The 24,754-nt window shown below is 67.2% G+C and carries 22 protein-coding genes; 10 read left to right on the top strand and 12 right to left on the bottom strand.

The window, feature by feature from the left end:
* The first annotated feature begins 12 nt into the window (after positions 1 to 12).
* From mmsB to BSQ44_RS00970, 5 genes are read left to right on the top strand one after another with little or no spacing between them, the layout of a single operon-like run.
* Positions 13 to 1,254, top strand: coding sequence for a multiple monosaccharide ABC transporter permease (gene mmsB, locus BSQ44_RS00990; RefSeq protein ID WP_072601526.1), 1,242 nt, complete (start codon positions 13 to 15; stop codon positions 1,252 to 1,254).
* Between the two features lie 5 nt (positions 1,255 to 1,259).
* The gene (gene araD1 / locus BSQ44_RS00985) at positions 1,260 to 2,264 is read left to right on the top strand and encodes an AraD1 family protein (protein ID WP_072601525.1); all 1,005 of its coding nucleotides are present in this window, start codon (positions 1,260 to 1,262) and stop codon (positions 2,262 to 2,264) included.
* Between the two features lie 13 nt (positions 2,265 to 2,277).
* Positions 2,278 to 4,020: an L-arabinonate dehydratase gene (araD, locus tag BSQ44_RS00980; RefSeq protein WP_072601524.1), complete on the top strand. Its 1,743-nt coding sequence runs from the start codon at positions 2,278 to 2,280 to the stop codon at positions 4,018 to 4,020.
* Positions 4,007 to 4,945: a Gfo/Idh/MocA family protein gene (locus BSQ44_RS00975; RefSeq protein WP_235633318.1), complete on the top strand. Its 939-nt coding sequence runs from the start codon at positions 4,007 to 4,009 to the stop codon at positions 4,943 to 4,945. Before araD ends, BSQ44_RS00975 begins: the two co-directional genes overlap by 14 nt.
* A gap of 40 nt (positions 4,946 to 4,985) precedes the next feature.
* Complete coding sequence (locus BSQ44_RS00970) at positions 4,986 to 6,512, top strand: aldehyde dehydrogenase (NADP(+)) (RefSeq protein ID WP_072601522.1); 1,527 nt, start codon at positions 4,986 to 4,988, stop codon at positions 6,510 to 6,512.
* Positions 6,513 to 6,525: 13 nt separating this feature from the next.
* On the opposite strand, the gene BSQ44_RS00965 is transcribed toward BSQ44_RS00970, so the two are convergent.
* Both BSQ44_RS00965 and BSQ44_RS00960 read right to left on the bottom strand, forming a co-directional pair.
* Positions 6,526 to 7,404, bottom strand: coding sequence for an aldose 1-epimerase family protein (locus tag BSQ44_RS00965; protein WP_072601521.1), 879 nt, complete (start codon positions 7,402 to 7,404; stop codon positions 6,526 to 6,528).
* Positions 7,405 to 7,525: 121 nt separating this feature from the next.
* The gene (locus BSQ44_RS00960) at positions 7,526 to 8,218 is read right to left on the bottom strand and encodes a CBS domain-containing protein (protein ID WP_072601520.1); all 693 of its coding nucleotides are present in this window, start codon (positions 8,216 to 8,218) and stop codon (positions 7,526 to 7,528) included.
* 197 nt (positions 8,219 to 8,415) lie between these two features.
* On the opposite strand from BSQ44_RS00960, the gene BSQ44_RS00955 reads away from it, so the two are divergent.
* Complete coding sequence (locus BSQ44_RS00955; RefSeq protein ID WP_072601519.1) at positions 8,416 to 9,342, top strand: 1-phosphofructokinase family hexose kinase; 927 nt, start codon at positions 8,416 to 8,418, stop codon at positions 9,340 to 9,342.
* Positions 9,343 to 9,350: 8 nt separating this feature from the next.
* On the opposite strand, the gene xth is transcribed toward BSQ44_RS00955, so the two are convergent.
* The 5 genes from xth to BSQ44_RS00930 all read right to left on the bottom strand — a co-directional run bounded on the left by xth (position 9,351) and on the right by BSQ44_RS00930 (position 17,425).
* Positions 9,351 to 10,121 carry an exodeoxyribonuclease III gene (xth, locus tag BSQ44_RS00950; RefSeq protein ID WP_072607778.1) on the bottom strand — a complete coding sequence of 257 codons (771 nt, stop codon included), beginning with the start codon at positions 10,119 to 10,121 and terminating at the stop codon, positions 9,351 to 9,353.
* Positions 10,118 to 10,759, bottom strand: a complete 642-nt coding sequence (locus tag BSQ44_RS00945) for an alpha/beta hydrolase family protein (protein ID WP_072601518.1) — start codon at positions 10,757 to 10,759, stop codon at positions 10,118 to 10,120. The genes xth and BSQ44_RS00945 overlap by 4 nt, the downstream gene beginning before the upstream one ends.
* Positions 10,760 to 10,850: 91 nt before the next feature.
* Positions 10,851 to 12,698, bottom strand: a complete 1,848-nt coding sequence (locus BSQ44_RS00940; RefSeq protein WP_072601517.1) for a CHASE2 domain-containing protein — start codon at positions 12,696 to 12,698, stop codon at positions 10,851 to 10,853.
* A gap of 44 nt (positions 12,699 to 12,742) precedes the next feature.
* Positions 12,743 to 16,432 (bottom strand): TonB-dependent receptor domain-containing protein, encoded by a 3,690-nt coding sequence (locus tag BSQ44_RS00935; protein WP_072601516.1) that lies wholly within the window; start codon positions 16,430 to 16,432, stop codon positions 12,743 to 12,745.
* A 102-nt stretch (positions 16,433 to 16,534) separates the two neighbouring features.
* On the bottom strand, positions 16,535 to 17,425 hold the full coding sequence (locus BSQ44_RS00930) for a DMT family transporter (protein ID WP_072601515.1): 891 nt from the start codon (positions 17,423 to 17,425) through the stop codon (positions 16,535 to 16,537).
* 236 nt (positions 17,426 to 17,661) lie between these two features.
* Here BSQ44_RS00930 and lpdA point away from each other — a divergent pair, with 236 nt between their 5' ends.
* Positions 17,662 to 19,068: a dihydrolipoyl dehydrogenase gene (gene lpdA / locus BSQ44_RS00925; protein ID WP_072601514.1), complete on the top strand. Its 1,407-nt coding sequence runs from the start codon at positions 17,662 to 17,664 to the stop codon at positions 19,066 to 19,068.
* 85 nt (positions 19,069 to 19,153) lie between these two features.
* On the opposite strand, the gene BSQ44_RS00920 is transcribed toward lpdA, so the two are convergent.
* The 4 genes from BSQ44_RS00920 to BSQ44_RS00905 all read right to left on the bottom strand — a co-directional run bounded on the left by BSQ44_RS00920 (position 19,154) and on the right by BSQ44_RS00905 (position 22,060).
* Positions 19,154 to 19,543: a hypothetical protein gene (locus tag BSQ44_RS00920; RefSeq protein ID WP_157894479.1), complete on the bottom strand. Its 390-nt coding sequence runs from the start codon at positions 19,541 to 19,543 to the stop codon at positions 19,154 to 19,156.
* A 136-nt stretch (positions 19,544 to 19,679) separates the two neighbouring features.
* A complete protein-coding gene (locus BSQ44_RS00915) occupies positions 19,680 to 19,889 on the bottom strand; it encodes a hypothetical protein (RefSeq protein ID WP_072601512.1) in 210 nt (69 codons plus the stop codon).
* Positions 19,890 to 19,987: 98 nt separating this feature from the next.
* Positions 19,988 to 21,049: a TraB/GumN family protein gene (locus tag BSQ44_RS00910; RefSeq protein WP_072601511.1), complete on the bottom strand. Its 1,062-nt coding sequence runs from the start codon at positions 21,047 to 21,049 to the stop codon at positions 19,988 to 19,990.
* Between the two features lie 72 nt (positions 21,050 to 21,121).
* Positions 21,122 to 22,060 (bottom strand): tyrosine recombinase XerC, encoded by a 939-nt coding sequence (locus BSQ44_RS00905; RefSeq protein ID WP_072601510.1) that lies wholly within the window; start codon positions 22,058 to 22,060, stop codon positions 21,122 to 21,124.
* A 115-nt stretch (positions 22,061 to 22,175) separates the two neighbouring features.
* On the opposite strand from BSQ44_RS00905, the gene rimM reads away from it, so the two are divergent.
* Genes rimM through BSQ44_RS00890 form a run of 3 tightly spaced genes read left to right on the top strand, consistent with a single transcriptional unit; the run spans position 22,176 to position 23,899 of the window.
* Positions 22,176 to 22,766, top strand: coding sequence for a ribosome maturation factor RimM (rimM, locus tag BSQ44_RS00900; protein ID WP_072607777.1), 591 nt, complete (start codon positions 22,176 to 22,178; stop codon positions 22,764 to 22,766).
* Positions 22,763 to 23,458 carry a tRNA (guanosine(37)-N1)-methyltransferase TrmD gene (gene trmD / locus BSQ44_RS00895; protein ID WP_072601509.1) on the top strand — a complete coding sequence of 232 codons (696 nt, stop codon included), beginning with the start codon at positions 22,763 to 22,765 and terminating at the stop codon, positions 23,456 to 23,458. Before rimM ends, trmD begins: the two co-directional genes overlap by 4 nt.
* A 9-nt stretch (positions 23,459 to 23,467) precedes the next feature.
* Positions 23,468 to 23,899, top strand: coding sequence for a DUF4279 domain-containing protein (locus BSQ44_RS00890; protein ID WP_072601508.1), 432 nt, complete (start codon positions 23,468 to 23,470; stop codon positions 23,897 to 23,899).
* A gap of 5 nt (positions 23,900 to 23,904) precedes the next feature.
* Here BSQ44_RS00890 and BSQ44_RS00885 read toward each other — a convergent pair whose 3' ends face one another.
* Positions 23,905 to 24,660 (bottom strand): sulfite exporter TauE/SafE family protein, encoded by a 756-nt coding sequence (locus BSQ44_RS00885; RefSeq protein WP_072601507.1) that lies wholly within the window; start codon positions 24,658 to 24,660, stop codon positions 23,905 to 23,907.
* Between the last annotated feature and the right edge of the window lie 94 nt (positions 24,661 to 24,754).

The raw sequence follows: 24,754 nt of genomic DNA, 5'->3' as shown, positions 1-24,754 counted from the left end.
GTGGAGGATCGAATGGCTCTGGCCGAAGGCGTCAACAAGAGCAGCGAGGCGGGGTCCGCGAGGGGAATCGCGGCCTATCTCGCCTCGCACCTGCGCGAATACGGGCTCCTGCTCGCGCTCATCCTGGTCATGCTCTTCTTCCAGATCGTGACCGACGGAACGCTGCTTCGGGCCGTCAACGTCACCAACCTGCTGCTCCAGAACAGCTACATCGTCATCATGGCGCTCGGCATGCTGATCGTCATCGTGTCGGGCAACATCGACCTCTCCGTCGGCTCGGTCATGGGCTTCATCGGCGCGCTGGCCGCCGTCATGATGGTCAACCACGGACAGTCGATGTTCGTGACCATCATCGTGTGCCTGGCGGTCGGCGGATTGATCGGTGCGGCGCAGGGCTACTGGGTCGCGTACTGGAAGATTCCCTCCTTCATCGTCACGCTGGCCGGCATGCTCGTGTTTCGCGGCCTTTCGCTGTGGCTGCTGGAAGGGCAGTCCGTCGGTCCTTTCCCGCGAGAGTTCCAGGTCATCGCCAACGGCTTCGTGCCCGACCTGTTTCCCTCGGGACTCGGGGCTGCGCTGGCCGGCTTCTTCGACGTGCGGCAGGTCAACGTGCTGGCGCTGGCGGCGGGGGTCGTGACGGCTGGAGCGATCGTCTGGATGGGATTGACCCAACGGTCGCGCAATCGCGCCTACGGCATCGAGGACGAGCCGTTCGCCTTCTTCGTCGCGCGCAACGCCATCGTGGCCGCGGCGCTGGTGTTCATCACCTACAAGCTCTCCACCTTCCGCGGTCTGCCCAACGTGCTGATCACCATGGGCGTGCTGACCGTGATATACGCCTTCATCACCTCCAACACGGTGATCGGCCGTCGCGTCTATGCGCTTGGCGGCAACCAGAAGGCCGCCAAGCTGTCGGGCATCAACACCGAGCGGCTGACCTTCCTTGCCTTCACCAACATGGGCGTTCTGGCGGCGGCGGCCGGGCTGGTCTTCGCCGCGCGGCTCAACACCGCCACGCCGAAGGCCGGCTTCGCACTCGAACTCGACGTGATCGCCGCCGTCTTCATCGGCGGCGCCTCAATGTCGGGCGGAGTCGGTACCATCATTGGCGCCGTCGTCGGGGCGTTCCTGATGGGCGTGCTCAACAACGGCATGTCGATCATGGGCATCGGCATCGACTACCAGCAGATGATCAAGGGCCTCGTGCTGCTCGCAGCCGTGATCTTCGACGTCTACAACAAGAACAAGGGCTGACGGCCATGCTGCTATCACAGATCCGGACACCTTCCGGCGACCTGAAGGTGATCGCCCGCGAGGGAACCGAGGCGTTCGAACTGCGCGGCGCCGAAAGCGTCTATGCGCTCGCGCTCGATTGCGCCCGCGACGGTGAGAAGATCGCCGACCGCATCGGCCGGCTCGGCTTCGGGTCCGCCGTCGACCTCGCCAAGGCCTACGAGGAGGGCCGGCTGGCGCCGCCGATCCTGCACCCCGATCCGGCGCACCTGCACCTGACCGGCACCGGGCTCACCCATCTCGGCTCGGCGTCGACGCGCGACGCCATGCACCAGAAGACCATGAAGGCCGACGAGGCGACGCTGACGGATTCCATGCGCATGTTCCGCATGGGCGTCGAAGGCGGCAAACCCGCCACCGGAAAGCCAGGCGTGCAGCCGGAATGGTTCTACAAGGGCAACGGCACCATGGTGGCGGCGCCCGGCGCCGCGCTGTCCTCGCCCGCTTTCGCCGACGACGGAGGCGAGGAGCCCGAGATCGCCGGCATCTACGTCATCGGCGACGACGGCACGCCGTTCCGCGTCGGCTTCGCGCTGGCCAACGAGTTCTCCGACCACGTGATGGAGCGGGTAAACTACCTCTACCTCGCCCATTCCAAGCTGCGCCCCGCCTCGTTCGGTCCCGAGATCCTCGTCGGCGACCTGCCCCGGGACGTGCGCGGCACCTCGCGCATCCGCCGAGGCGGGGAGACGATCTTCGAAAAGCCGTTCCTGTCGGGCGAGACGAACATGTCGCACACCATCGCCAATCTGGAGCACCATCACTTCAAGTATGGCGTGTTTCGCCAGCCGGGCGACGTGCACGTCCACATGTTCGGGACCGCGACGCTGTCCTTCGCCGATGGCGTCCGCACCGAACCGGGCGACGTCTTCGAGATCGAATCGGCGGCGTTCGGGATGCCGCTTCGAAATGGCTACGCGGTGACGGAGTTGCCAGCGCGCGACGACGTCGTTCGCGTGAATGCATTGTGAGGCCGCGAAAGGCATGAGTTTCAAAAAGGCCGAATGGCCAAGAACACTGCGGTCCCAGGCGTGGTATGGCGGCGACAGCCGCGACGCGATCTACCACCGCTCCTGGATGAAGAACCAGGGCCTGCCGGCCGACCTTTTCGACGGCCGGCCGGTGATCGGCATCTGCAATACGTGGTCGGAACTCACGCCCTGCAACGCGCATCTGCGCGACCTGGCGGAGCGGGTGAAGCATGGCGTCTACGAGGCGGGCGGATTGCCGGTCGAGTTCCCGGTATTCTCGCCGGGCGAGCCGTCGCTGCGCCCGACCGCCATGCTCTACCGCAATCTCTGCGCCATGGACGTGGAGGAGGCGCTGCGGGCCAATCCGATCGACGGGGTCGTGCTTCTGGCCGGCTGCGACAAGACCACGCCGGCTCTTCTGATGGGGGCCGCGAGCGTCGACCTGCCGGCCATCATGGTTTCGGGCGGCCCCATGCTCAACGGCTGGTTCCGCGGCGAGCGCGTCGGCTCGGGCACCGCGCTGTGGCAGATGTCGGAGGACATCAAGGCCGGCAAGATGAGCCGCGCCGACTTCCTGGAGGCGGAGCAGTCCATGTCGCGTTCGCCGGGCTCGTGCAACACCATGGGCACGGCCTCCACGATGGCCTCGATGGCCGAGGCGCTGGGCATGGCGCTGTCGGGCAACGCCGCCATCCCCGCCGTCGATTCGCGCCGCCGCGTCATGGCGCATCTGACCGGCCGGCGCATCGTGGACATGGTCAAGGACGACCTGAAGCCCTCAGACGTCTTGACCCGCCAGGCTTTCGAGAACGCGATCCGCACCAATGGCGCCATCGGCGGCTCGACGAACGCCGTCATCCACCTGCTCGCGATCGCGCACCGCGTCGGCGTCGACCTCAGCCTCGACGACTGGGACAGGCTCGGCCGCGACGTTCCCACGATCGTCGACCTGATGCCGTCGGGGCGGTTCCTGATGGAGGAGTTCTTCTATGCCGGTGGCCTGCCGGTCGTCATGAAGATGCTGCTCGACGGCGGCAAGCTGAACGGCGACGCGCTGACCGTCTCGGGCAAGCCGGTCGCCGAGGAGATAGAGGGCGTGCGCAACTGGAACGAGGAGGTGATCCGCCCGGTGGCGCGCGCGCTTACTCCGCAGGGCGGCATCGCGGTGCTGCGCGGCAACCTCGCGCCGAACGGCGCCGTGCTGAAGCCCTCGGCCGCGACCCCGCATCTCATGAAGCATCGCGGCCGGGCGGTCGTGTTCGAGGACATCGACCACTACAAGGCGCGCATCGAGGACGAGAACCTCGATATCGACGAGACCTGCGTGATGGTGCTCAAGAACTGCGGCCCGCGGGGTTATCCGGGTATGGCCGAGGTCGGCAACATGGGCTTGCCGCCCAAGGTGCTGCGCAAGGGAATCACCGACATGGTGCGCATCTCCGACGCGCGCATGTCGGGCACGGCCTACGGCACGGTGATCCTGCACACCTCGCCGGAAGCGGCGGTCGGTGGTCCGCTGGCGATCGTGCAGGACGGCGACATGATCGAGGTCGACGTCGAGGCCCGGCGCCTTCATCTCGACGTGCCGGAAGAGACGATCCGGGCGCGGCTCGCCGCCTGGACCTCTCCCGTCGCGGAACCGGAGAGCGGCTATGCGCGGCTCTTCCATCTCCACGTCGGCGGAGCCGACACCGGTGCGGATTTCGACTTCCTCATCGGCCAGCGCGGACATGCGGTGCCCCGTGAAAGCCACTGAACCTGTCAAAATCGCCATCGTCGGTCTGGGCAAGATCGCGCACGACCAGCACATCCCCTCGATCGGCCGCAGCCGCGCCTTCACGCTGGCTGCGACCGTCAGCCGGGGATCGAGCCTGCCCGGGTTCGACCACTATGGGCGGCTGGGCGACCTGCTCGGCGCGCGGCCCGACGTGACGGCCGTGGCGCTGTGCGTTCCGCCGCAGGTCCGGTTCGGCATGGCCTGGGAGGCGCTGCAGGCGGGACGCGACGTGCTGCTCGAAAAGCCGCCCGGCGCGACCGTCGCCGAGGTCCAGGCGCTCGCCGATCTCGCCCGCGCGAAGGGGCGAACGCTCTTCGCCACCTGGCATTCGCGCTTCGCCCCGGCTGTCGCCCCGGCGAAGGACTGGCTCGCGCATCGTGAAGTGAAGACCGCGCGGATCGTCTGGCGCGAGGACGTGCGCAAGTGGCATCCCGGACAGACCTGGATCTGGCAGGCCGGCGGCATGGGGGTCTTCGATCCGGGCATCAACGCGCTGTCGATCCTGACCGAAATCATGCCGCATCCGGTGCACCTGACCTCCGCCGAAATGGAGTTTCCCGAAAACTGCGAGACGCCGATCGCGGCGCGGCTGGAGTTCGAGGACGCGGTGGGCGGCACGGTCAGTGCCGATTTCGACTTCCGCCAGACCGGTCCGCAGACCTGGGACATCGCGGTCGAGACGTCAGACGGGTCGCTGAAGCTCTCGGCTGGTGGCGCGAAGATGGAGATCGACGGCCGCCCGGTCGACCAGGCGGCCGAAGCCGAGTATGACGGCATCTACGCCCGCTTCGCCGAGCTTCTCGCGGCGGGCAGTAGCGATGTGGATGCCTCTCCGCTGGTCCATGTCGCCGACGCCTTCATGCTGGGACGGCGCATCGTGACGGATCCGTTCCACGACGAGTAGCTGCCGCGAGGCGGCCTGAAATGCATACGAAAGGGATATCATGACCGACAGCTATAAGCCGGGCGGCAAGCATCTCATTGCCGGGGAATGGGTCGGTGGCGACACCACTTTCCAGTCGCAACCCGCCTCGGGCGCGCCGCACGAATTCGCCGCGGGAACGGCCGCGCATGTCGATCGTGCCGCGAAGGCTGCGGAGGAGGCGTTCTGGTCCTATGGCTATTCCTCGCGCGCCGAGCGCGCCGCCTTCCTGAACGCTATCGCCGATGCCATCGAAGCGCGCGGCACGCAGATCACTGAAATCGGCAGTTCCGAGACCGGCCTTCCAACCGCCCGCCTGGAGGGCGAGCGCGGACGCACGACCGGACAGCTGCGTCTGTTCGCGAGTCACATCGAAAAGGGCGAGTACCTCGACCGCCGCACCGACGCGGCCGTGCCGGACCGCAAACCGGCGCCGCGCCCGGAAATCCGCATGCTCCAGCGGCCGATCGGTCCGGTCGGCGTGTTCGGCGCGTCGAACTTCCCGCTCGCCTTCTCCACCGCGGGCGGCGACACGGCCTCCGCGCTCGCCGCCGGCTGCCCGGTGGTCGTCAAGGGTCACCCCGGCCATCCCGGCACGGCCGAGATCGTCGCGGAGGCGATCCTCGAAGCGATCGGCAAATGCGGCGTGCATCCTGGCGTCTTCTCGCTCGTGCAGTCCAACACCCGCGAGGCCGGCGAGGCGCTGGTCCAGCATCCGCTCATCAAGGCGGTGGGCTTCACCGGATCGCTCAAGGGCGGCCGCGCGCTCTACGATCTCGCCTGCGCGCGCCCCGAGCCTATTCCCTTCTTCGGCGAGCTCGGCTCGGTGAACCCGATGTTCCTCCTGCCCGAAGCGATGAAGGCGCGCGGCGCCGACATTGCGTCGGGCTGGGCCGGCTCGCTGACCATGGGCGCGGGCCAATTCTGCACCAATCCCGGTGTCGGCATCATCATCGACGGCGCGGAGGCGGACGCCTTCGAGGCGACCGCGTCCGACGCGCTCGGCAAGATGGCGGCGCAGGTGATGCTGTCGGACGGGATAGCCGGAGCATTCCGCACCGGCCAGTGCCGCGTGCGCGACACGGACGGCGTGCGCGAACTCGTGGCGGTCGAGGCGGAGGGCCGCAATGCCGGGCCGTGGCTATACGCGGTCTCGGGCGAGACGTTCCTCGCCAATCCCTCGCTCGCGGAAGAGGTGTTCGGTCCGCTCGGCATCCTCGTGCGCGCCAGCGACGAGGACGAGATGATCGAGGTTGCGCGCGGGCTGGAAGGCCAGCTCACCTGTTCGCTGCATCTGGACGACGGCGACCTGCCGCTGGCCTCGCGGCTGATGCCCGTCCTGGAGCGAAAGGCCGGGCGCCTGCTCGCCAACGGCTTCCCGACCGGCGTGGAGGTGGTCGATTCCATGATGCATGGGGGACCGTACCCTGCGAGCACCAACGTCTCGACGACGTCGGTCGGCACGCTGGCGATCCGCCGCTTCCTGCGGCCGGTGGCCTACCAGAACATACCGGAAGCGCTGCTGCCGCCGGATCTGCGGGACCGGTAGAGACAGACCTCGATCAGGCGGCGTTTTCCAACGAATAGCGTACCCGGCAGGTGTCCTCGCCGCCTGCCGGGAGCAGCCGGATCGACGGTTTTTCCGTGATGTCGCCCGCAAAACCCTCCGGGTCACCATGGCCGGTCCAGCTCTCGATCGAGAGGAAGGGCGCGCCCGGCCGGGTCCACAGGGCGAGATGGGGAAAGCCCTCCGTCTCGATCCGGATCGCGCAACCGTCCGGCGCGCGGAAGCGCAGGCCGCGGCTGCGGACGTCGAGAAAGCAGAGCGCCTCGCTGGCGAGGAGTTCTTCCGTCAGAGGCAGGTCCCGCCCGTCGAGAGGCACCGTCCGGGACGTGGGCCTGAACAGGCCGCGCGGCGAGATCTCCGGCACGAAAGGCTCCTCCGCCTCGTCGAACTCGATGCGATGGCCGGCGCGGGATGCCGCGGAAAGGGGCCAGCGGAAGCCGGGGTGGATGCCGATCGCGAAAGGAAGCGAGCGCGTGTCGGTGTTCCGGACGCAGAACGCAGCTTCCAGAAATCCTTCGTGCAAGCGGTAGCGGATAAAGAGTTCGAAGCGGAACGGATAGCGGGTTAGCGTCTCCGCGTTTTCGGCGAGCCGCAGCAGCGCCGAGGCTTCGTCGTGCTCGACGAGTTGAAAGCCGAGCGAGGCGGCGAAGCCGTGCACGCCCATCGGGTAGGTCGTGCCGTCGACCCGGATCTGGCCGCCGTTCGACCAGCCGACCAGGGGAAAGAGGATCGGGGACACGGCGTCCCAGAACCGGGCGTCCGGCTGCCACATCAGTTCGCGGCCGGCCACGCTCCACTGCCGGATCTCCGCCCCGCGCAGGGAGATCCGCGCGCGATCGTTCCGATTTTTCAGTTCGACGACGTCCTGCGACAAGCGGGAGATTTCCTGAGATGCATCGTCACGGTCCCGCCGCCGAGCGACGGCAGGGCACATGACAGGCCCTCGCAATCCTGCACCCGAAAGAGGGCGGCGTCGAGGACCAAGGAACTGCGGATCAGATGCCGGTGGTGACGAACGGGACGACGCTGATGCTGTCGGTGACCTTCGTCACCCCACGCGTGTTCTCCGCCGCGACCACGACGGCGCGCCGCACCGGCTCGTCGCTGACGCTGCCGCGAAGATGGACCTCGCCGTTCTTCACGTCGACGTCCACCATGGCAAGCGGATTCCAGCGCTGCGCCTCGATCTCGCCGAGGATGCTGCGGCGGATGGCGAGGTCGTCCGCCGGCCCGGCGGGGTCTTCGTCGATGCGGTGAGAGAGTGCGACGAGGAAGTTCGCGCGGCTGATGATGCCCACGATCCTGCCGTCGCGTACGACGGGCAACCTCTTGAACCCCTTGCGCTCCATGAGCGAGACGACGTCGTCGAGCGAGGTCTCGGGGTCGACCGTCACGACGTCTGCCGACATCACGTCGCTCACCTTCCTGGTGCGGGCGCGAACATACTCGTCCGCCGATTCCCGAGGGCTGAGCCACAGCTCGACCCATTTCGAGTGGTGCTTCTCGGTGCCGATCTCCGCCCGGCGCAGGAGGTCGCGCTCGGTAACGATGCCGGCCAGCTTGCCGGCCGCATCGACCACCGGAAGACCGCTGACGCGATGTTCCAGCATGGTCCTTGCCGCGTGCGCTACGGTCGCGTCGTGCCGCACCGTCGCGGCGCCGGCCGTCATGATGTCGCCTGCCTTCATGGGAGTGTCTCCTCGATCGTGTTGCGGGGCGGCTCTCGATCGCGCCCTCTCGGTCACGCCGGGGACATTTAGCGTCGGCGGGAGGGGCGGGGCATTGATCAGCGTCAAGCGGATCGGCTAGGCCTCAAGCACGTTGCCGTCGGCGCGGTCGAAACCCGTCGGGTCGTCCGGCTAAACCCGATCCAGCAGGAAATCCGATGCCGCAAGTCCTCACCCTGACCCTCAATCCGACCATCGACGTCTCGGGGGAGGCCGAGGCCGTCCGGCCGATCCGCAAGGTGAGGACGAGCGGTACCCGTTTCGATCCCGGCGGCGGCGGGATCAACGTCGCCCGGGTGGTCACGCTGCTCGGTGGAGACGCCGAAGCCGTCTATCTCGGCGGCGGCGAGGTGGGCGAGATCCTCGACCGGCTGCTGGCGGAAAAGGGCGTGCGGACTCACAAGATCGCCATCGAAGGCCAGACGCGGCTCGGATTCATCGTGCACGAACACAGCACCGGTCTCGAATACCGCTTTGTGCCGGAAGGCGCGCCCGTCGCCGCCGCCAGCCTGCGGGAGGCGTTCGACTACGTGCGGTCGCACCCGGCGGAATACGTGGTGGGAAGCGGCAGCCTGCCGGAAGGCGCGCCCGTCGATTTCTATGCCGAACTGGCAGCGGACGTGGCGGCCAGGGGCGGACGCTTCGTGGTGGATACGTCGGGGCCGGCACTGCGGGCCACGCTGGAGAAGGCGACGGTCTTCCTGGCAAAGCCCAGTCTGGGCGAACTTGAGGAGGTCGCCGGCCGCAAGCTCGACGCCGAAAGCGCGGGCGAGGCCGCCGCGGAGATCGTCGCGCGCGGCGCGGCCGAACTGGTCGCGGTCACGCTGGGCCCGGACGGCGCGATCCTGGCCTCACGCAGCGGGATCACAAGACTGCCGACCATCCCGGTACGGGTCCGTTCGGCGACCGGCGCGGGCGACAGTTTCCTCGCGGCCATGGTCTGCGCCTTCCTTGAAGGGCGCTCCGAGGACGAGGCCTTCCGGTTCGGCATCGCCGCGGGTGCGGCGGCGGCCATGACGCCGGGGACGGAGCTTTGCCGCCGGCAGGATGTCTTCGATCTATACGAGCGCTGCAAGGCGCTCTGAGGCGCGCGTCAGCGCAGTTCGACCCAGGCCGGTGCGTGGTCGCTGGCGCCCTCGCGGCCGCGCACGTCGCGGTCGACGCCGGCGCCGGCGAGTCGGCCTTCCAGGTTGCGGCTGACCAGCAGGTGGTCCAGGCGCAGGCCCGCGTCGCGCTTCCAGCGCTGCCGCTTGTAGTGCCAGAAGGTGTAGATGCGCTCGTCCGGATGGAAGCGGCGCAGCGCGTCGATCCAGCTTCTGCCCACGAGCTTGCGGAACGCCGCCCGGCTTTGCGGATGGACGAGCGCGTCGTCGTCCCATGATTTCGTCGGGTAGATGTCGAGATCTGTCGGCGCGACGTTGAAATCGCCGGCCAGCACCACCGGCGCGCCCGTCTTCCTGAGGCTTGTCGCGTGCTTGTGCATGCGCTCCAGCCAGGCGAGCTTGTAGTCGAATTTCGGACCCGGTTGGGGATTGCCGTTCGGGGCGTAGATCGAGGCGATCAGGACGCCGCGGACCGCCGCCTCGATGTACCGGCTCTGCTGGTCTTCCGCGTCGCCGGGGAGGCGGTCCCGCGTCAGCACGGGATCGGCATCGCGCGCCAGGATCGCGACGCCGTTCCAGGTCTTCTGCCCCTTCCACACGGCCCCGTAGCCGGCCTTGTCGATGGCCTCGGCCGGGAAGTCCCGGTCCGTCGCCTTCAGTTCCTGGAGGCACACGACGTCCGGCCGTGCCTCCTCCAGCCATTCCAGCAGGTTCGCCAGCCGGCGGTTGACGTTGTTGACGTTGAAGGTGGCGATCTTCATCCGGCGGCCGGCGCAAGGCGCGCGCACCATTCGCTCACCGCATTGCCGACCGTGCGCAGATGGTCGGCTGCGGTGAAGCCGGAGACGGTCTTGCGCGGCTTCAGGTCGTGGTCGCCGTCTTGCAGCCACAGGAGCTCGATGGCCGGAGAGAGCGCGTAGCCGGCGACCTCCTCCCGGGTACCGAACCCGTCACGCGTGCCCTGGCAGATCAGCGTCGGCGTCTTCAGGTCTGCGAGGTGCGCGGTGCGCAGCTTTTCGGGGCTGGCCGGCGGATGGAAGGGATAGCCGAGGCAGATGAGCCCGGCGATGTGGCCCGCCTCGTAGAGTTCGTTTGCTACCATCGAGGCGACGCGTCCGCCCATCGACTTGCCGCCGATCACCAGCGGCCCGTCCGCATCAAGATCTTCGACGGCTTGCCGGTATTCCGGGATCAACGTCTCGGCGCGCGGCGGCGGCTTGCGCTGGCCGTCGCGCCGCGCTGCCATGTAGCCGAACTCGAACCGCGCGACGCGCAGACCTTCGTCCGCGAGAACCCGGGCGATCGCCTCCATCGAAGGAGAATCCATCGCGGCGCCAGCGCCGTGCGCAAGCAGGATCGTTACCGGTGCGGAGGCCGGTCCACTCGTCAGGAACTCCATCAGCGATACCCCCCCATCGAGATCGACTACCCCGCCCCATCTAGCGCCGCTGTCCGTCCCCGACCACGGCAAGGGAACGCGAGCCGGATGCTCAGGGAACCGCCTTCAGGTTCGCGATTCCCGGAGCCTCGGTCTCGACGGCCGCAATTGGGCGAGCACCCATCAACGAAGCGACCGTCCAGACGGTGACCGCCTCGGCCTTCCCTTTCACCGAGATCCGGTCGACCTCGACGAGATCGATCCTGTCACGGATGTGCCGCGCGGTCTCATCGCCGACAAGCAGCGGCGTGCCGTAGTCCTTCGTGCGGCCTTCCAGTCGGGAGGCGAGGTTCACGGCGTCGCCGAGTGCCGAATAGTCGAAGCGCCGGTCCGAGCCCATGTTGCCCACGACGCATTCGCCGGTGTTGACGCCGACCCCGATCGCGAAGCGGATCGGCGCGCCGTTGCCGGCTTCCGCCGCCAGTTCGCGGTTGAGCGGCTCGACGGCGCGGATCATTGCCAGCCCCGCCTCCACCGCATGGACGGCGTGGTCGGGGTCGTCCAGCGGGGCGTTCCAGAAGGCCATGATGGCGTCGCCAATATACTTGTCGATGGTGCCGCCCGCCTCCAGCACCGCCTCCGAAAGCGGATTGAGCAGCCGGTTCACCAGCGCTGTCAGCTTTTCGGGATCGTCCTTCATCGATTCCGCGATGGTGGTGAACCCCCTCACGTCGCAAAACAGGATCGTGATGGTGCGCTTCTCGCCGCCGAGCTTCAGGCGCGAAGGATCTCGGGCGAGCTTTTCGACCAGCGCCGGCGACAGGTATTGGGAGAAGGCGCGGGTGACCGACTTCCTGAGCTTGCGCTCGGATGCGTAGTCCTGCGCGCCCTGCGCGAGCGCCGTTCCCACGAAGGCCAGCGTCGGGCCCAGCGGAGGGAAGTGGATGCGGCCGAAGCGCAGGAGCAGGAAGTAGCCCACCGCGAACACGCCGACGGCGAGCAGGCTGCCGGCGATGGTGCGCCAGCCGGTGGCGCCCCAGACCGCGTAAGCCGCGAGCATCGCGCCGAGGAGGTTTGCCGCGATCACGGCCGCGAAGGGGGCGGGCCGGATGAACAGCCCGTGCCGGAGGTTGTCGAGGATCGTCGCCTGGAGTTCCGCGCCCGCGATGAGCCGCCCCGTCCTCGGCGTCCAGGACGTGGCATAGGCGTCCGCCCCGCCACCCTCGACCGTCGGCGCGGACTGGAGAGACAGGCCGACGATGGCGATGCGGCCTCTGAGCGTGTCGGGCGGCAGGAAGGTCTCCGGATCGAGCGCCTGGTAGTAGGAGATGGTGGGGTAGGTGCGGGATGGTCCAAAAGTCTGGATCAGCGCGCCCGGGGGTGTGGCGGGAGCATCGGCGCCGATGCTTTCCAGGATCGTGGCGGCGAAACCGTCCGGATAGGGCGGGAGCCGGCGCAGCGTCCCGTCGCGGTCGAGCACGATCGACGACAGTCCGGCCCGCGCGCCGCCTTCGATGAGCGAGGGGATGGGCTCGACGCGGATCACCTGGTCGGCCTGCGCCGTCTCGATCCTTGTAACGTCGGCGGCCAAGGTGACGTCGGACCCCATCGCGTCGGCAAGCGCGGCGTCGGCCTGCTCGTTCGAAGGCTCGGCGAAGATGATGTCGAGCCCGATGGCGCTGGCGCCGGCCTGCCTCAACGCTTCGACCAGCCGGGCATGCACGTCGCGTGGCCATGGCCATTGCAGGCCGAGCTCGGCGAAGGAGGGTTCGTCGATGGCGATGACGACAGGTCCGTCCGCTGGAAGCGGGGGCGGCATGACAGTGGAAAAATAGTCGAACAGGCGCGCCTCGAAGAGCCGCCAGGGCGAGGTCAGCGAAAGCAGGGTGACCGTGGCGAAGGCGATTGCCGCGGTGATCGCGACCGCGCGCCGCCTGCGGTCCGGCGACGCCGCGCGCATTTCCCTTTCCGGCCGCGGCCTCTGGCGAGCCGACGGCTGCCGCATCAGAAGCGGACCTTGAAGGTCCCCACGAAGGACCGGCCCCAGCCTGGCGTGTTCGCCGCGGCGTCGAACTTTTCGTCGAACAGGTTGTAGCCGGCGAGTTCGAGCGCGAAGCGCTTGTCGAGCGGCTCCCACGTCAGCGCGGCGTCCGCCGTCCAGTAGTCGTCCAGACGCGTGCCGGCCGCGTCGCCGACCCGCTCCCCGACATAGGTCGCAGACAGCGTGACCTTGAGGTTGGACGGATGCACGAAGGTGATGCCCGCGCGGCCCGACAGTTCCGGCACGAAGGGCAGGGCGCTGCCGAAGGTCGCGCCGGTCGTCCGGTTCTCGCTGTCGCTCCATGCCGCGGTGCCGAACAGGCCGAAACCGTGGCCGAGGTGAAGGTTGGCGGTGGCGCTGATCCGGTCGATGCGACCGTCCTCGAACCCGTCCCCCGCGCCGATCGGCGTGAGCGAAGCCGGAACCGGGATCGACAGGCCGTAGAGTTCCTGGTGCTGGTAGTCGACCGAGGTGAAGAACCGATGGCTCCACTCGGCGTCCCAGCGCGCGGCGAAGGTGTCCACATAGCCGCCGACGTCGAGCGGAGCCGCGTTCGGCTGCAGGCCGAGAACGGCGACGGGCGCCAGCGTGGTGGTGGTCAGCGCCTCGCTCTCGCGGCTGTAGGTGGCGCGAAGCCACTGGCCCTGCGCGGGCGCCCAGGCGACGCCAAGACGCGGCTCCAACCGCTCGACGTCCAAGGGGCCGCCGAACCATGTCCCGAACAGCGCCGCCTCCGCCTTGAGGTCGGGCCCGAACTCGTAGACGGCGTCGATGTAGGCACGGCCGAAGCCGACGTCGTAGGCCTGACTAAGGGTGGTCTCTTTGTCGGGCGGATTCTCGTAGAGCCTCTCGGTGCGGGAGACTCCGATCGTGCCGCCCTCGACGCCGTAGCGCAGGGTGAGATCGCCAAGCCCGAGCGAATGGCTCAAAGCCCCGACATGCGTGCGCTGGCGTGCGGAGACGTCGTAGTCGCGCAGGGCGATCGGCTCCGGCCCCTGGCCGAAATCGAAGAAGGAGAGAATGTCCTCGCTGTTCGTCTGCTTCACGTCCGAGGCGAAATAGGCGGCGTTAAGGACGTTTCGGTAGGCGAAGGTGTGGCTCCACCCGACGCCGCCCTCTATGCCTTCCGAGCCAATGGCGCGGTCGTAGGCGATCCCGTCGAACCCGTACACCCGGCGATCGAGCAGGGTGAGGGCGTTGGAGAGCCTGTCTTCGGGACGCGAGACGTTCAGGTAGGTGACGATGCGGTCGTCGAGCGTCGGACGTACGGTCGCATAGCCCAGGCCGGAGACAATGTCCGTGCCGAGATCGAAGCCCACATAGGGGATGTCGCCGGCGGGCTCAATGCGCTCGCGAAACTCGTCGGTCTCGCGCATGTCGAACTCGGCATAAACGCTCCACGGCACCGGCGTCGTGGAAAATCCCTGTATCTCCGCTTTGCCGATCCACCCGGTGTCGTCGCCCGTGTCGGTGAAGCCTGCACCGACGGAGCCTTCGAAGAACGGCCGCCGGAACAGGTTTGCCGAGCGCGATCGTCCCGAGAGCATCTCGGGAGACATCAGCAGCCCCTGGAACAGCGACGAGAAGCCGAAATCGCCGGGAGAGGGCTCCACCGGATTGTCGCCAAACCTCAGCTGGTTGACGAACGGGTCCGACGTACCGGAGACGGCCTGGTCGACCAGCGCGGCACCCTCGAACGGATCGAACACCGCGTCGCCGTAGAAGCGGCCCCAGGCGTCGAGGCCCTGCAGGCGGAAGGCGTTGTTGAGCAGCGACCCTTCGTCCCGGTTGGCGCTGAGCGTTGAATAGTCGCCCCCTCGGGCGCGGGCCCGCCGCAGGGCTTCCTGGGCGCTGGCGATAGCGCGGTCCGAATCATAGTCGTCGATCGCGATCGCGGTCTCGACGATGGAGGTCACGGGATCGTTCGGGTCGAGACGGTCGGCGTTTTCCAGCGCCTGTTCGGCTGGCTCCCTCTCGCCGGCTTCGTAGTGGCCGCCCGCAAGCAGCAACAGGCCCTGGGCATAGGCGGGGTTGGCCGTCGTTCCGGCAAGCAGGTCCTCGATCGCCGCATCAATATCGCCGGTCTGGAGATGATAGCGGCCGCGGGCGACGAGGGCGATGTCGAAGGACGGATCGATCTCGATCGCCCGGTCGATCAGCCGCTTCGCGTCGCGCGTCCGGTCATGGTCGAGATAGAAGATCGCCAGGTTGGCATAGCCGACCGGATCGTAGGGATCGAGCTCGATCGACCGCAGGAAGGCCTTTTCGGCCTCGCGGTTCGCATCTCGGGCCGACTGGACGAGACCGATCGCGTTCCAGATCGTCGACGATCCCGGTGAGATACCGGCCGCGCGCTCGAGGTCTTCGAGGGCGCCTTCGAGATTGCTTTCGATGTCGGCGCGGTAATGCGCGCGCGCCTCCAGCGCCGTGGTGTCGTCCGGGTCGATGGAAAGCGCGCGGTCGATCGCCTCCTTCATCTGTTCGCGGTCGTCGAGCAGCATGGACAACCACGCGCGGGCCGCCGGCAGGGTGGGGTCGTCCGGGAACCGCCGTTCGGCCTCGCGCAGGATGTCCGTCGCGGCCGCGATGTCGCGAAGGAAGCCGGCGGCCCACGCCTGCGCGAGCGCCGCCTGAGGTCCTCCATCGCCTATCGCCGGGGGCTGCTCGACCCGGTCGGGATAGGCAAGCGCCCGCGCGAAATAGCCGCCGTAGAGGGCAGCGGCGCGGCGGGCGCCGGAAAGTCTTGGTGCCGCACGCTCGAAGAGACGAGCGGCTTCCTCGTAGCGCTGCTCGGAGCCCGCCCGCAGCGCATCGAGGAGATCGAGCCGCGCCGTCTGTTGCGGGGTGAGCGTGAGCGTGCGGGCACGATCTGCGGCCGACCGCGAGAATGCCGGTTCGCCGAAGGAGCGCGAGGTCTCGGCGAGCGTGACCCAGTCTTCCGCCGAGCGTGCCGCTTCCGGGACTGCGGTCAGCCTCGCGTGTTCCTGGCGCATGTCGGGAGCCCGCAGCGGGGAGGCCGGCATCCAGACAAACGCGCCGCGCAGCGTCAGGTGGAACAGCATCTGCTCGCGGTCGTCGGAATCGACGATGACGATCTTCGACGGCGCCTGGCCGATCGAGGCGACCGCGCCCTCGCCCTCCGCGACGCTGACCGATCCGAATTCGTTGGAAAACTCCACGAGACCTTCCAGCACGACGAGCGAGGTGCGGCCGTCTGCGTCGACGCTCATGGTCCAGTCGGTACCGCGGATGGCGGCCGAGGCAGCCGGGGCCTCGACGGTGAGGCCTTCGCCGCCGCGCTCGGCGCGCGCCCACAGGGTACCGCCCTGGAGGTCCAGAAGCGTATCGCCGGTGCCGCCGACGTTCTTGACGACCAGTGTCGTGTTGCGGCCGATCCGCACCTGCGTTCGGTCGCTGAAGAGGATCGCGAGCTGGCCGAGCGCATTCGTCCGCAGCACGTCGCCGGGAAGCAAATCCTGGTCGAGTTCGACGGTGCGCCAGTCGGAGATCTCGATGAAGCGGGCTTCCTCGCCGACCTTGCGGGCGATCACCGAGCCGGCCGGGGGCGCCTTTCGTACGAGCACCTCGGACAGGGCAGGTTCGATGCCGGCCATGACGCAGACCGCCGCCACCCCCAGGAAATATCTACGCATGGCGCGAATGCTTTCGACCGACGTCCCCTTGCGGCAATTGTACGGGAATTCTGCGCCTGTCAAGCAGGCCCGGCCGTCGGAGAGAAGGTCTACTTGGTTCGACTAGGTTTGCACGCGCCGTCCGCTCAGTTCCGCCAGCCAGATGCCGCCGAGCGCCAGCACGATGGCGACGACGTGGTAAAGGTGGAGCGTTTCTCCGAGTATGAGGATCGAAAGCAGCGTTCCGAAGATCGGGACGAGGTTGATGAACAGGCCTGCGCGGTTCGCGCCGATCGCCTCCACGCCGCGTATGAAGAAGACCTGCGAAAGCAGCGACGGGAAGGCGGCGGTATAGAGGATGCATCCCCAGCCGGTGGCATCGGGCCAGATGGCGCTACCGGCGGCGTACTCGCCCAACGCGAACGGGATCGAGGTGATGGACGCGGAAGCGGAAAGGACGATCATGAAGCTCAGCCAGTGGATAGCCGGTCGGAACCGCAATGCCACCGTGTAGCCGGCATAGACCATGACCGCCACCAGCACGAGCGCGTCGCCGGCATTGAGATCGAGCAGCAGGAGGTTGCGGAGATCGCCATGGGTGGCGGTGAGCACCACGCCCGCGATGGTCAGGACGAATCCGATCATCTGGCCAAGGAACAGGCGCTGTCTGAAAATCAGGAAATTCAGGCCGAAGATGACCATCGGGATGCCCGCCTGCTCGATGCTGGCGTTGACGGCGGACGTGAACAGGAGCGCGCAGTACAGCGCGATGTTGAATGCCGCGAACCCGAAGAATCCCATCGCGGAGAGATAGAGAAGCCGCGGACGGACCCGTTCCCAGTCCGCCGCGAGCTTGTGGCGCCCGACGCAATACAGGACGGCAAATGCGATGTTCCACCGGATCGTAGCCATCAGCATCGGGGAAACATGGTCGACCGCGAGTTTGCCCGCGATGGTATTGCCGCCCCACATCAGCGTGGTCAGAAGGAGAAAGATGTAGGCTTGGCGGTGCATCGGGTTTCCGGACCTGCTGGAAAGGCATCCGCCTATTCGCTCGTGTCATCGAAGTAAATGAGCGGGGCCGGTATAAGGATTGGGCCTGTAGCGGTCGGCGCCGGCCGGCCAATGGAACGGATCGGGATTTTCGAACGGCTTCGGTCTGGCTTTTTTCGGCCGAGGCGTCCTATACCACGGGCACGAAAACGCATGTCAGCGGCGCTGGCGGACCGGCGAAACGAAAGGGTGTTCTCATGGCTTATGATGTCGTCGTCATCGGTGGCGGACCCGGCGGCTACGTCTGCGCGATCAAGGCCGCGCAGCTCGGTCTCAAGACGGCCGTCGTCGAGAAACGTTCGACCTATGGTGGTACCTGCGTGAACGTCGGCTGCATTCCCTCCAAGGCGCTGCTCCACGCCTCGGAGATGTTCGCCGAGGCGAGCCACGGCTTCGACGCGCTGGGCTTCACCGCGGGCAAGCCGAAGCTCGATCTCGCCGGCATGATGGCGCACCGGCAGCAGACCGTGGACCAGAACACCAAAGGCCTCGAATTCTTGTTCAAGAAGAACAAGATCGACGGGCTGCGCGGCACCGGCAAAATCCTCGGCAAGGGCAAGGTCGCCGTCACTGGGGAGGACGGCAAGGTCCAGGAGATCGAGACCAAGAACATCGTCATCGCGACGGGGTCGGACGTTGCGGGCATCCCCGGCGTGGAGGTCGAGTTCGACGAGAAGGTGATCGTGTCCTCGACCGGCGCGCTCGAACTGCCGAAGGTTCCGGGGCACCTCGTCGTCGTCGGCGGCGGCGTGATCGGTCTGGAACTGGGCTCGGTCTGGGCCCGCCTCGGGGCGAAGGTCACGGTGGTCGAATTCCTCGACACCATCCTCGGCGGCATGGACGGCGAAGTTGCCAAGCAGTTCCAGCGCATGCTCGGCAAGCAGGACATGGACTTCAAGCTGGGCGCCAAAGTCACCGGTGTTGAGAAGGCCAAGAAGGGCGCGAAGGTGACCTTCGAGCCGGTGAAAGGCGGCGATGCGCAGACGCTGGATGCCGACGTCGTCCTCGTCGCCACCGGTCGGCGACCCTACACCGAAGGCCTCGGCTGCGAGGAGGCGGGGATTACGCTCGACGAGCGCGGCCGGGTCAAGACCGACGATCATTTCCGTACTTCGGTCGAGGGCATCTACGCCATCGGCGACGTCATCGTCGGCCCGATGCTGGCGCACAAGGGCGAGGACGAGGGCGTGGCGCTGGCCGAGATCCTTGCGGGTCAGGCCGGCCACGTGAACTACGACGTCATCCCGAGCGTGGTCTATACCAGCCCTGAGGTCGCCTCCGTCGGGAAGACGGAAGAAGAACTGAAGAAGGCGGGGGTCGAATACACGGCCGGCAAGTTCCCCTTCAGCGCCAACGCGCGGGCTCGGGCCATGCTCAAGACGGACGGGTTCGTGAAGGTCCTGGCCGACAAGAAGACGGACCGCGTGCTGGGCGTCCACATCGTCGGCTACGGAGCGGGCGAGATGATCCACGAGGCGGCGGTGCTGATGGAATTCGGTGGATCGTCGGAGGATCTAGCCCGTACCTGCCATGCCCATCCGACCATGTCAGAATCGGTCAAGGAAGCGGCAATGGCGACATTCTTCAAGCCGATCCACATGTAGCATTCTGGAATGAGCTAAGCCCCGGCGCTTTCGCACCGGGGCCTTGCCGCATCTCCCGGGTTGACCCGTGACAGACTTGCGGGAGCTAGTTCGCGGGAGCCGTCTCGACGGGTTCCGCGGAATTGTTCGGCTGGATCGGCGGGATGGCTGCGTCGCCATCGGGCGAAATCGAGGCCGTCGGGGCCTGGTCGATCGTGCCTTCGACCGGCGCGGCTTCGGGGGCAACCGTCACCTGGTCGTCAGGTCCGTTGCCGAGGAAGCTGAAGGCGATGACGGCGAGCAGGATGATGGCCACCGCGATCGTCGCCGCCGCGATACCGCGCGGGCTGGACGTCGTGCGCGGGTAGGCACGCGGATCGGGAACCGCCGGATCGGGCACGTCCCGCTCGATTGCACCCGGGGCCGCGGGGTCTGAATAGTCTCGACCCGCCGGGTCGACCGGGTCAACGTCTGGACGTCTTCCGGGATAAGTCATGGCGCTTGTCTCCTTCGCAACGTTTCGGACCACCAGAACGTGTGGAGGAAGAGCATCGTTGCATCACGATGCGACTCTTATTCATATCGAGCGTGATCGCGCCGGGATCCGGGAAGATCCCGCCGAAAAGACGTCGCTACTCTTCCGTCGCGTCGTCGGCGGCCGGCTTCTCGACCGGTTGCGCGGAGATGGATGCGGTGCTGGCCTCCCTGTCGACTGCAACCGCGTCGCTCTGGACGCTCGCGACCGTCATCTGGCCGGAGTGGGCGGTCTTGTGCACGGAGCAGGCATAGGCGCTGGACATCGACAGTCCGAACGAAGCGGCAAGGACCAGGATCGTCTTCATGGGCACTCTCCTCAAATCGTTGACGCCGAGGAAGGTATCGCAGCCGATCGCTGGCTCCAAATCACGCTTCGTGTTATCGGCCAATTGGTCCGGAGGGATCAGCCGGCCGGCGTGACGGTATAGCCCGCCTTCCGCAGGAGTGCGACGAGCCCTTCCTCACCTGGCAAATGGAGGGCGCCGACGGCGACGAAGCTGTTTCCCTCGTCGAGGAATGCCGCGGCCTCTGCCGCCATCGTCCTGTTGCGCCGCGTGATCATCACCTCTTCGAACGCAGCGTAGCCGCTCTGGTCGGCGGCTTCCGGCACGGCGGCCTGGAACAGCGGCCAGACCATGCCGACCTCTTCGCGCTCGTAGAGCACGATCATGGTCTCGAACAGGTCGTCCAGTTCGTCGCCGAGCTTCAACGTCGCGATCAGGCCGTCGATGTGGAAGTCAATCGGCAGCGAGGCCATGGCTTCCAGCTGGTCGGTGGCGGATTCGAGCCCAGCGATGCGCTTGCCGTCGGCCTCCGCCTCCTTCGCGAGCTTGACGTCGAGCACCTGTGCGCCGGCTGCCTTGCGGGCCATTTCGCAGGCCGGCAGCGAAAGTGCGGCGGCGAGCATCCAGGGCTTCATCTTCTGCACGCTCGCGGGCGGTATCCCGCGGTCGGCGAGCGCCGCCCCGAGTTGCGCCGCCTTGTCCGCGTCGAGATGGGAATTGAGCGTCGAGCCGTCCGTAAACATGGTCAGTTCCGGGCGCTCCATCATCGTCGCCAGCATGCGCTTCTCGTCCAGGACGTCTGTGGTCTCGATCACCACGGTGCCGGCGGACAGGTATGCGTCCCGCGCCCGTGGCGTGAGGTCAACCACGCGCGCATCGGTCAGGTGCATGGTTCCAAAAAGGTACGATGCCTCGACACCCGGCTTTTCCACTTTCCAGAGCAGTCCGCGCCCGTTCGGCACGGCGTTCGCCTTGGCCTCGATCCTGGCCAGGAGGGCGGGCTCCTCGGTCCGCATCCGTTCGAGCAGATCCGTACCCTTGCAGTCCGGCGTGGCGGCGCCGGCCTCCATCGCGAGCAACACGGCCGCCAGGAAGCCGACGAGGAAGAGCACGTTCGCCGCTGCGACCAGGGCAAGCGCGACGCGGCAGACGCGGTCGGAGATGGCAATCGCACGGTTCATGGGGCGTATGTTAAGGGCCAAAAACGGCGAAACCGTTAAGCGGAAGCCGAAAACGCCGTGCGTCCTGCTTGCTCAGGCACGCGGATGCGCCTTGTCGTAGATGTCGAGCAGGCGGCTGGTGTCGACACCGGTGTAGAGCTGCGTGGTCGACAGGCTGGCGTGCCCGAGAAGCTCCTGGATCGTCCTGAGGTCGCCACCGCGCGCCAGAAGATGGGTGGCGAAGGAGTGGCGCAGGGCGTGCGGGGTCGCGCTGTCGGGCAGGTTAAGCGCCGAGCGCAGCTTGCGCATCTCGCGCTGCACGACGGAAGGGTCGAGCGGGCCGCCGCGCGCGCCGCGGAAGAGCGGACCGTTGGGCGGAAGATGGTGGGGACAGAGCCGTCGGTATTCGCCGACCGCCTGCAGGGCGACCGGGAGCATCGGCGTCAGCCGCGTCTTGCCGCCCTTGCCGGTGATCCTGAGAATGGTTTCGCCCTTGCCCGCGATCTGGCTCGCGGTGATGCCGAGCGCTTCCGAGATGCGCAAGCCGGACCCGTAGAGGAGCGTGAGGACCGCCGCGTTGCGGGCGGCGATCCAGGGCTCCTCGGCGAGTTGCTCGCCCGCCGACACGACCCGTCTCGCATCGGGGGCGGTCAGCGGACGCGGCAGGGATTTGGGAAGTTTCGGCGATCGCAGCGACGCCGCCCCGGCCGCATTGGCGAGGCCGCGCCGTTCGAGATGGCGCAGGAAGGAGCGGATCGCCGCCAGCCCGCGCCCGAGCGTGCGGGCGCCGACCCCTTCCTTGCGCCGATAGGCGAGAAAGGCGCGCAGGTCCGCCGGGCGCAGATCGGCGATGTCGGAAAGACCTGGCGGCCCGCCGCAGTGGCCGGTCAGGAACTGGAAGAACTGCCGCGTATCGCGCTCGTAAGCCTCCAGCGTCAACGCAGCCAGGCGACGTTCGCGCCCGAGCGCCGAGAGCCAGCCGGCGCGGGCCTCCATCAGGTCTGCTTTGGCTGAAACGAGGAATTCCTGCATCGGAGACGGGTCCCTGGGTGTGACGTATGCTGGGGCGCAGGCGTTAGCGCTTCGTGAACGCCGTCATTGCCATCGCCGCGCCTTGGCTCTAGGAGCGGCGCGAAGGATGCATCCCATGCCGAAGCTGAAAAACCCGGTTCTCATGGCCACCATCGGTGCCGCCCACGGCATCAAGGGAGAGGTGCGCGTGAAGACCTTCACCGGCGAACCGATGGCGCTCGGCGATTATGGCCCGCTCCACGCCTCGGACGGACAAACTTTCGTCATCCGCGACCTGCGTCCGCAGAAGGATATGCTGGTCGTGCGCTTCGAGTGCGTCTCCGACCGCAATGTGGCCGAGGCGCTGAACGGGACCGAGCTCTTCGTCGACCGTTCGGTGCTTCCCGACGACCTGGAGGAGGACGAGTTCTACCACGCCGACCTGATCGGCCTGGCCGTCGTCGACGAGACGGGAGGAAAGATCGGGACGATCCGCGCGCTGCACGACTTCGGCGGCGGCGACATCATAGAAGTCGCGACCTCGGGCGGGCGGAGCGAACTCATCCCCTTCACCAAGGCCGCGGTGCCCGCGATCGATGTCGCGGGCGGAACGGTGACGATCGACACCGCCGCGGCCGGATTGCGTGACGAAGAGGACGAGGACGAGCCGTCCGGTGGCGGCGCGGATCGTCCGCGCGGACCGCGCTCGGCCGGAGGAAACCGGTGAGTTTTTGTGCTGCCGTCCTCACGCTCTACCCGGAGATGTTCCCGGGCCATCTGGGCATCTCGCTGGCGGGCCGGGCACTGGAGCGCGGCGACTGGTCGCTCGAAACCGTGCAGATCCGCGACTTCGCGACCGATCGCCACCGCACCGTCGACGACACGCCTGCCGGCGGCGGCGCCGGCATGGTGATGCGCGCCGACATCCTTGCCAGGGCGATCGACCACGCCGCGCCGCAAGGCGATCCGCGCCCGAAGCTCCTCATGAGCCCGCGCGGAAAACCGCTCAGCCAGGCGCGTGTGCGCCAACTGGCGTCCGGCCCGGGCGCGGTTATCGTATGCGGCCGCTTCGAAGGCGTCGACCAACGGGTGATCGAGGCCCGCGGGCTCGAGGAAGTCTCGATCGGCGACTACATCCTCTCCGGCGGCGAGCCTGCGGCGCTCGTGCTGCTCGATGCCGTCGTGCGCCTGCTCCCCGGCGTGATGGGCAACGAGGCCTCCGGCACGGAAGAGAGTTTCGAAGGCGGCCTGCTCGAACATCCACATTTCACGCGGCCGCAGGAGTGGGAAGGGCGAGCTATCCCGGAAGTGCTCACGTCGGGCAATCATGCAAAAGTTGCAGCATGGCGGCGTGAGCAGGCCGAAAGGCTGACGCGGGAACGGCGGCCTGATTTGCTGGCGGTCAGACTGCCGGACTAGGACAATCAGTTGCCCGAGGTCTCAAAATCGATTGTCACGTTGCGCCTCTTCGGCGATGACTTGGATCCTGAAGAAGTATCGTCGCTCCTTGGTGGCAGACCGACTTACTCGGTTCCCAAAAACGGACTCAGCAACTATCCGCGCGGCCGTGTGCGAATCGCGCGCACCGGTATCTGGCGGATACAAACTGATTATGCCTGCCCCGCCGACCTGGATGGACAAATCAAAGAGATCCTGGATCAACTCACCGATGATCTGTCGGTATGGGACAGTATATCGAATCGCCACCACCTCGACATGTTTTGCGGCCTGTGGCTCAGCGAGTTGAACGAGATGCTCGGGATATCACCTCGGAGTCTGAAAGCGCTCGGTTTGCGTAACATTCCGCTTTTGCTGGATATCTATGCCGAATCTGAGGAAGAAAATCCCGACGAGCCTTGAAGCGCTCAGCCCAACCAGAAATAGTACCCTGCCAGGAACAAGCCGATGGCGATGACGAAAACCCGCACGATCACCTGCGGGACGCGCTTGGCGGCCCAGACGCCGGCATAGCCGCCGAGCGCGACGCCGGGCATCATGAACAGCACCTCCAGCCAGGCCACGACGCCGCCCGACACGAAGACGACGATGGCGACGGCCGCGATGACGATCGCCAGCATGTTCTTCAGCGCGTTCAGGCGGTGATAGTCGCCGCTCTCGGTGAGGCCGAGCGTGGCGAGCATCATGATGCCCATCCCGGCGCCGAAAAAGCCGCCATAGATCGAGGTGACGAACTGCACGGCGCGCCCGGCGAACGAGCCGACCTGAGCTGCCTCGCCGGGATTGCGCGGCTTTGGCTTCAGCCATGGGCCGCCGGCGAAGAGTGTCGTCGCGCCGATGAGCAGCCACGGCACCATGGCGCGGAAGGACGGGTTGTCCAGCGCCAGGAGAAGCAGCGCGCCGAGGAGGGCGCCGAGCGCCGACACCAGGCACAGGAGCAGCGCGCCGCGCCACATGCGCTTGATGTCGCTCCAGTAGGCGAGCGTCGAGGTGACGTAGCCGGGAAACTGGGCGATGGACGATGTCGCATTGGCCGAGATCGGCGGAATGCCGGCAAGCGTCAGGGCGCCAAAGGTGATGAAGGTACCGCCGCCCGCTACCGCGTTGATGGCGCCGGATAGAAAGCCAGAGAGGAAGAGCAGGCAGGCGAGGAGGAGGGTCAAGGGCGGGTTCCGATGCGGGCTTCCGGCGAGGCCCGGGCGGTTTAGGAAGATTGCGCGTTTCGTGCAATGGTCCAGACGATCCATTCGGCCGCCC

It is taken from the genome of Aquibium oceanicum (assembly GCF_001889605.1).
GTDB classification, from domain to species: domain Bacteria; phylum Pseudomonadota; class Alphaproteobacteria; order Rhizobiales; family Rhizobiaceae; genus Aquibium; species Aquibium oceanicum.
The sequence above is the reverse complement of the archived record's forward strand: the minus strand, read 5'-3'. Positions and strand labels throughout refer to the sequence as shown.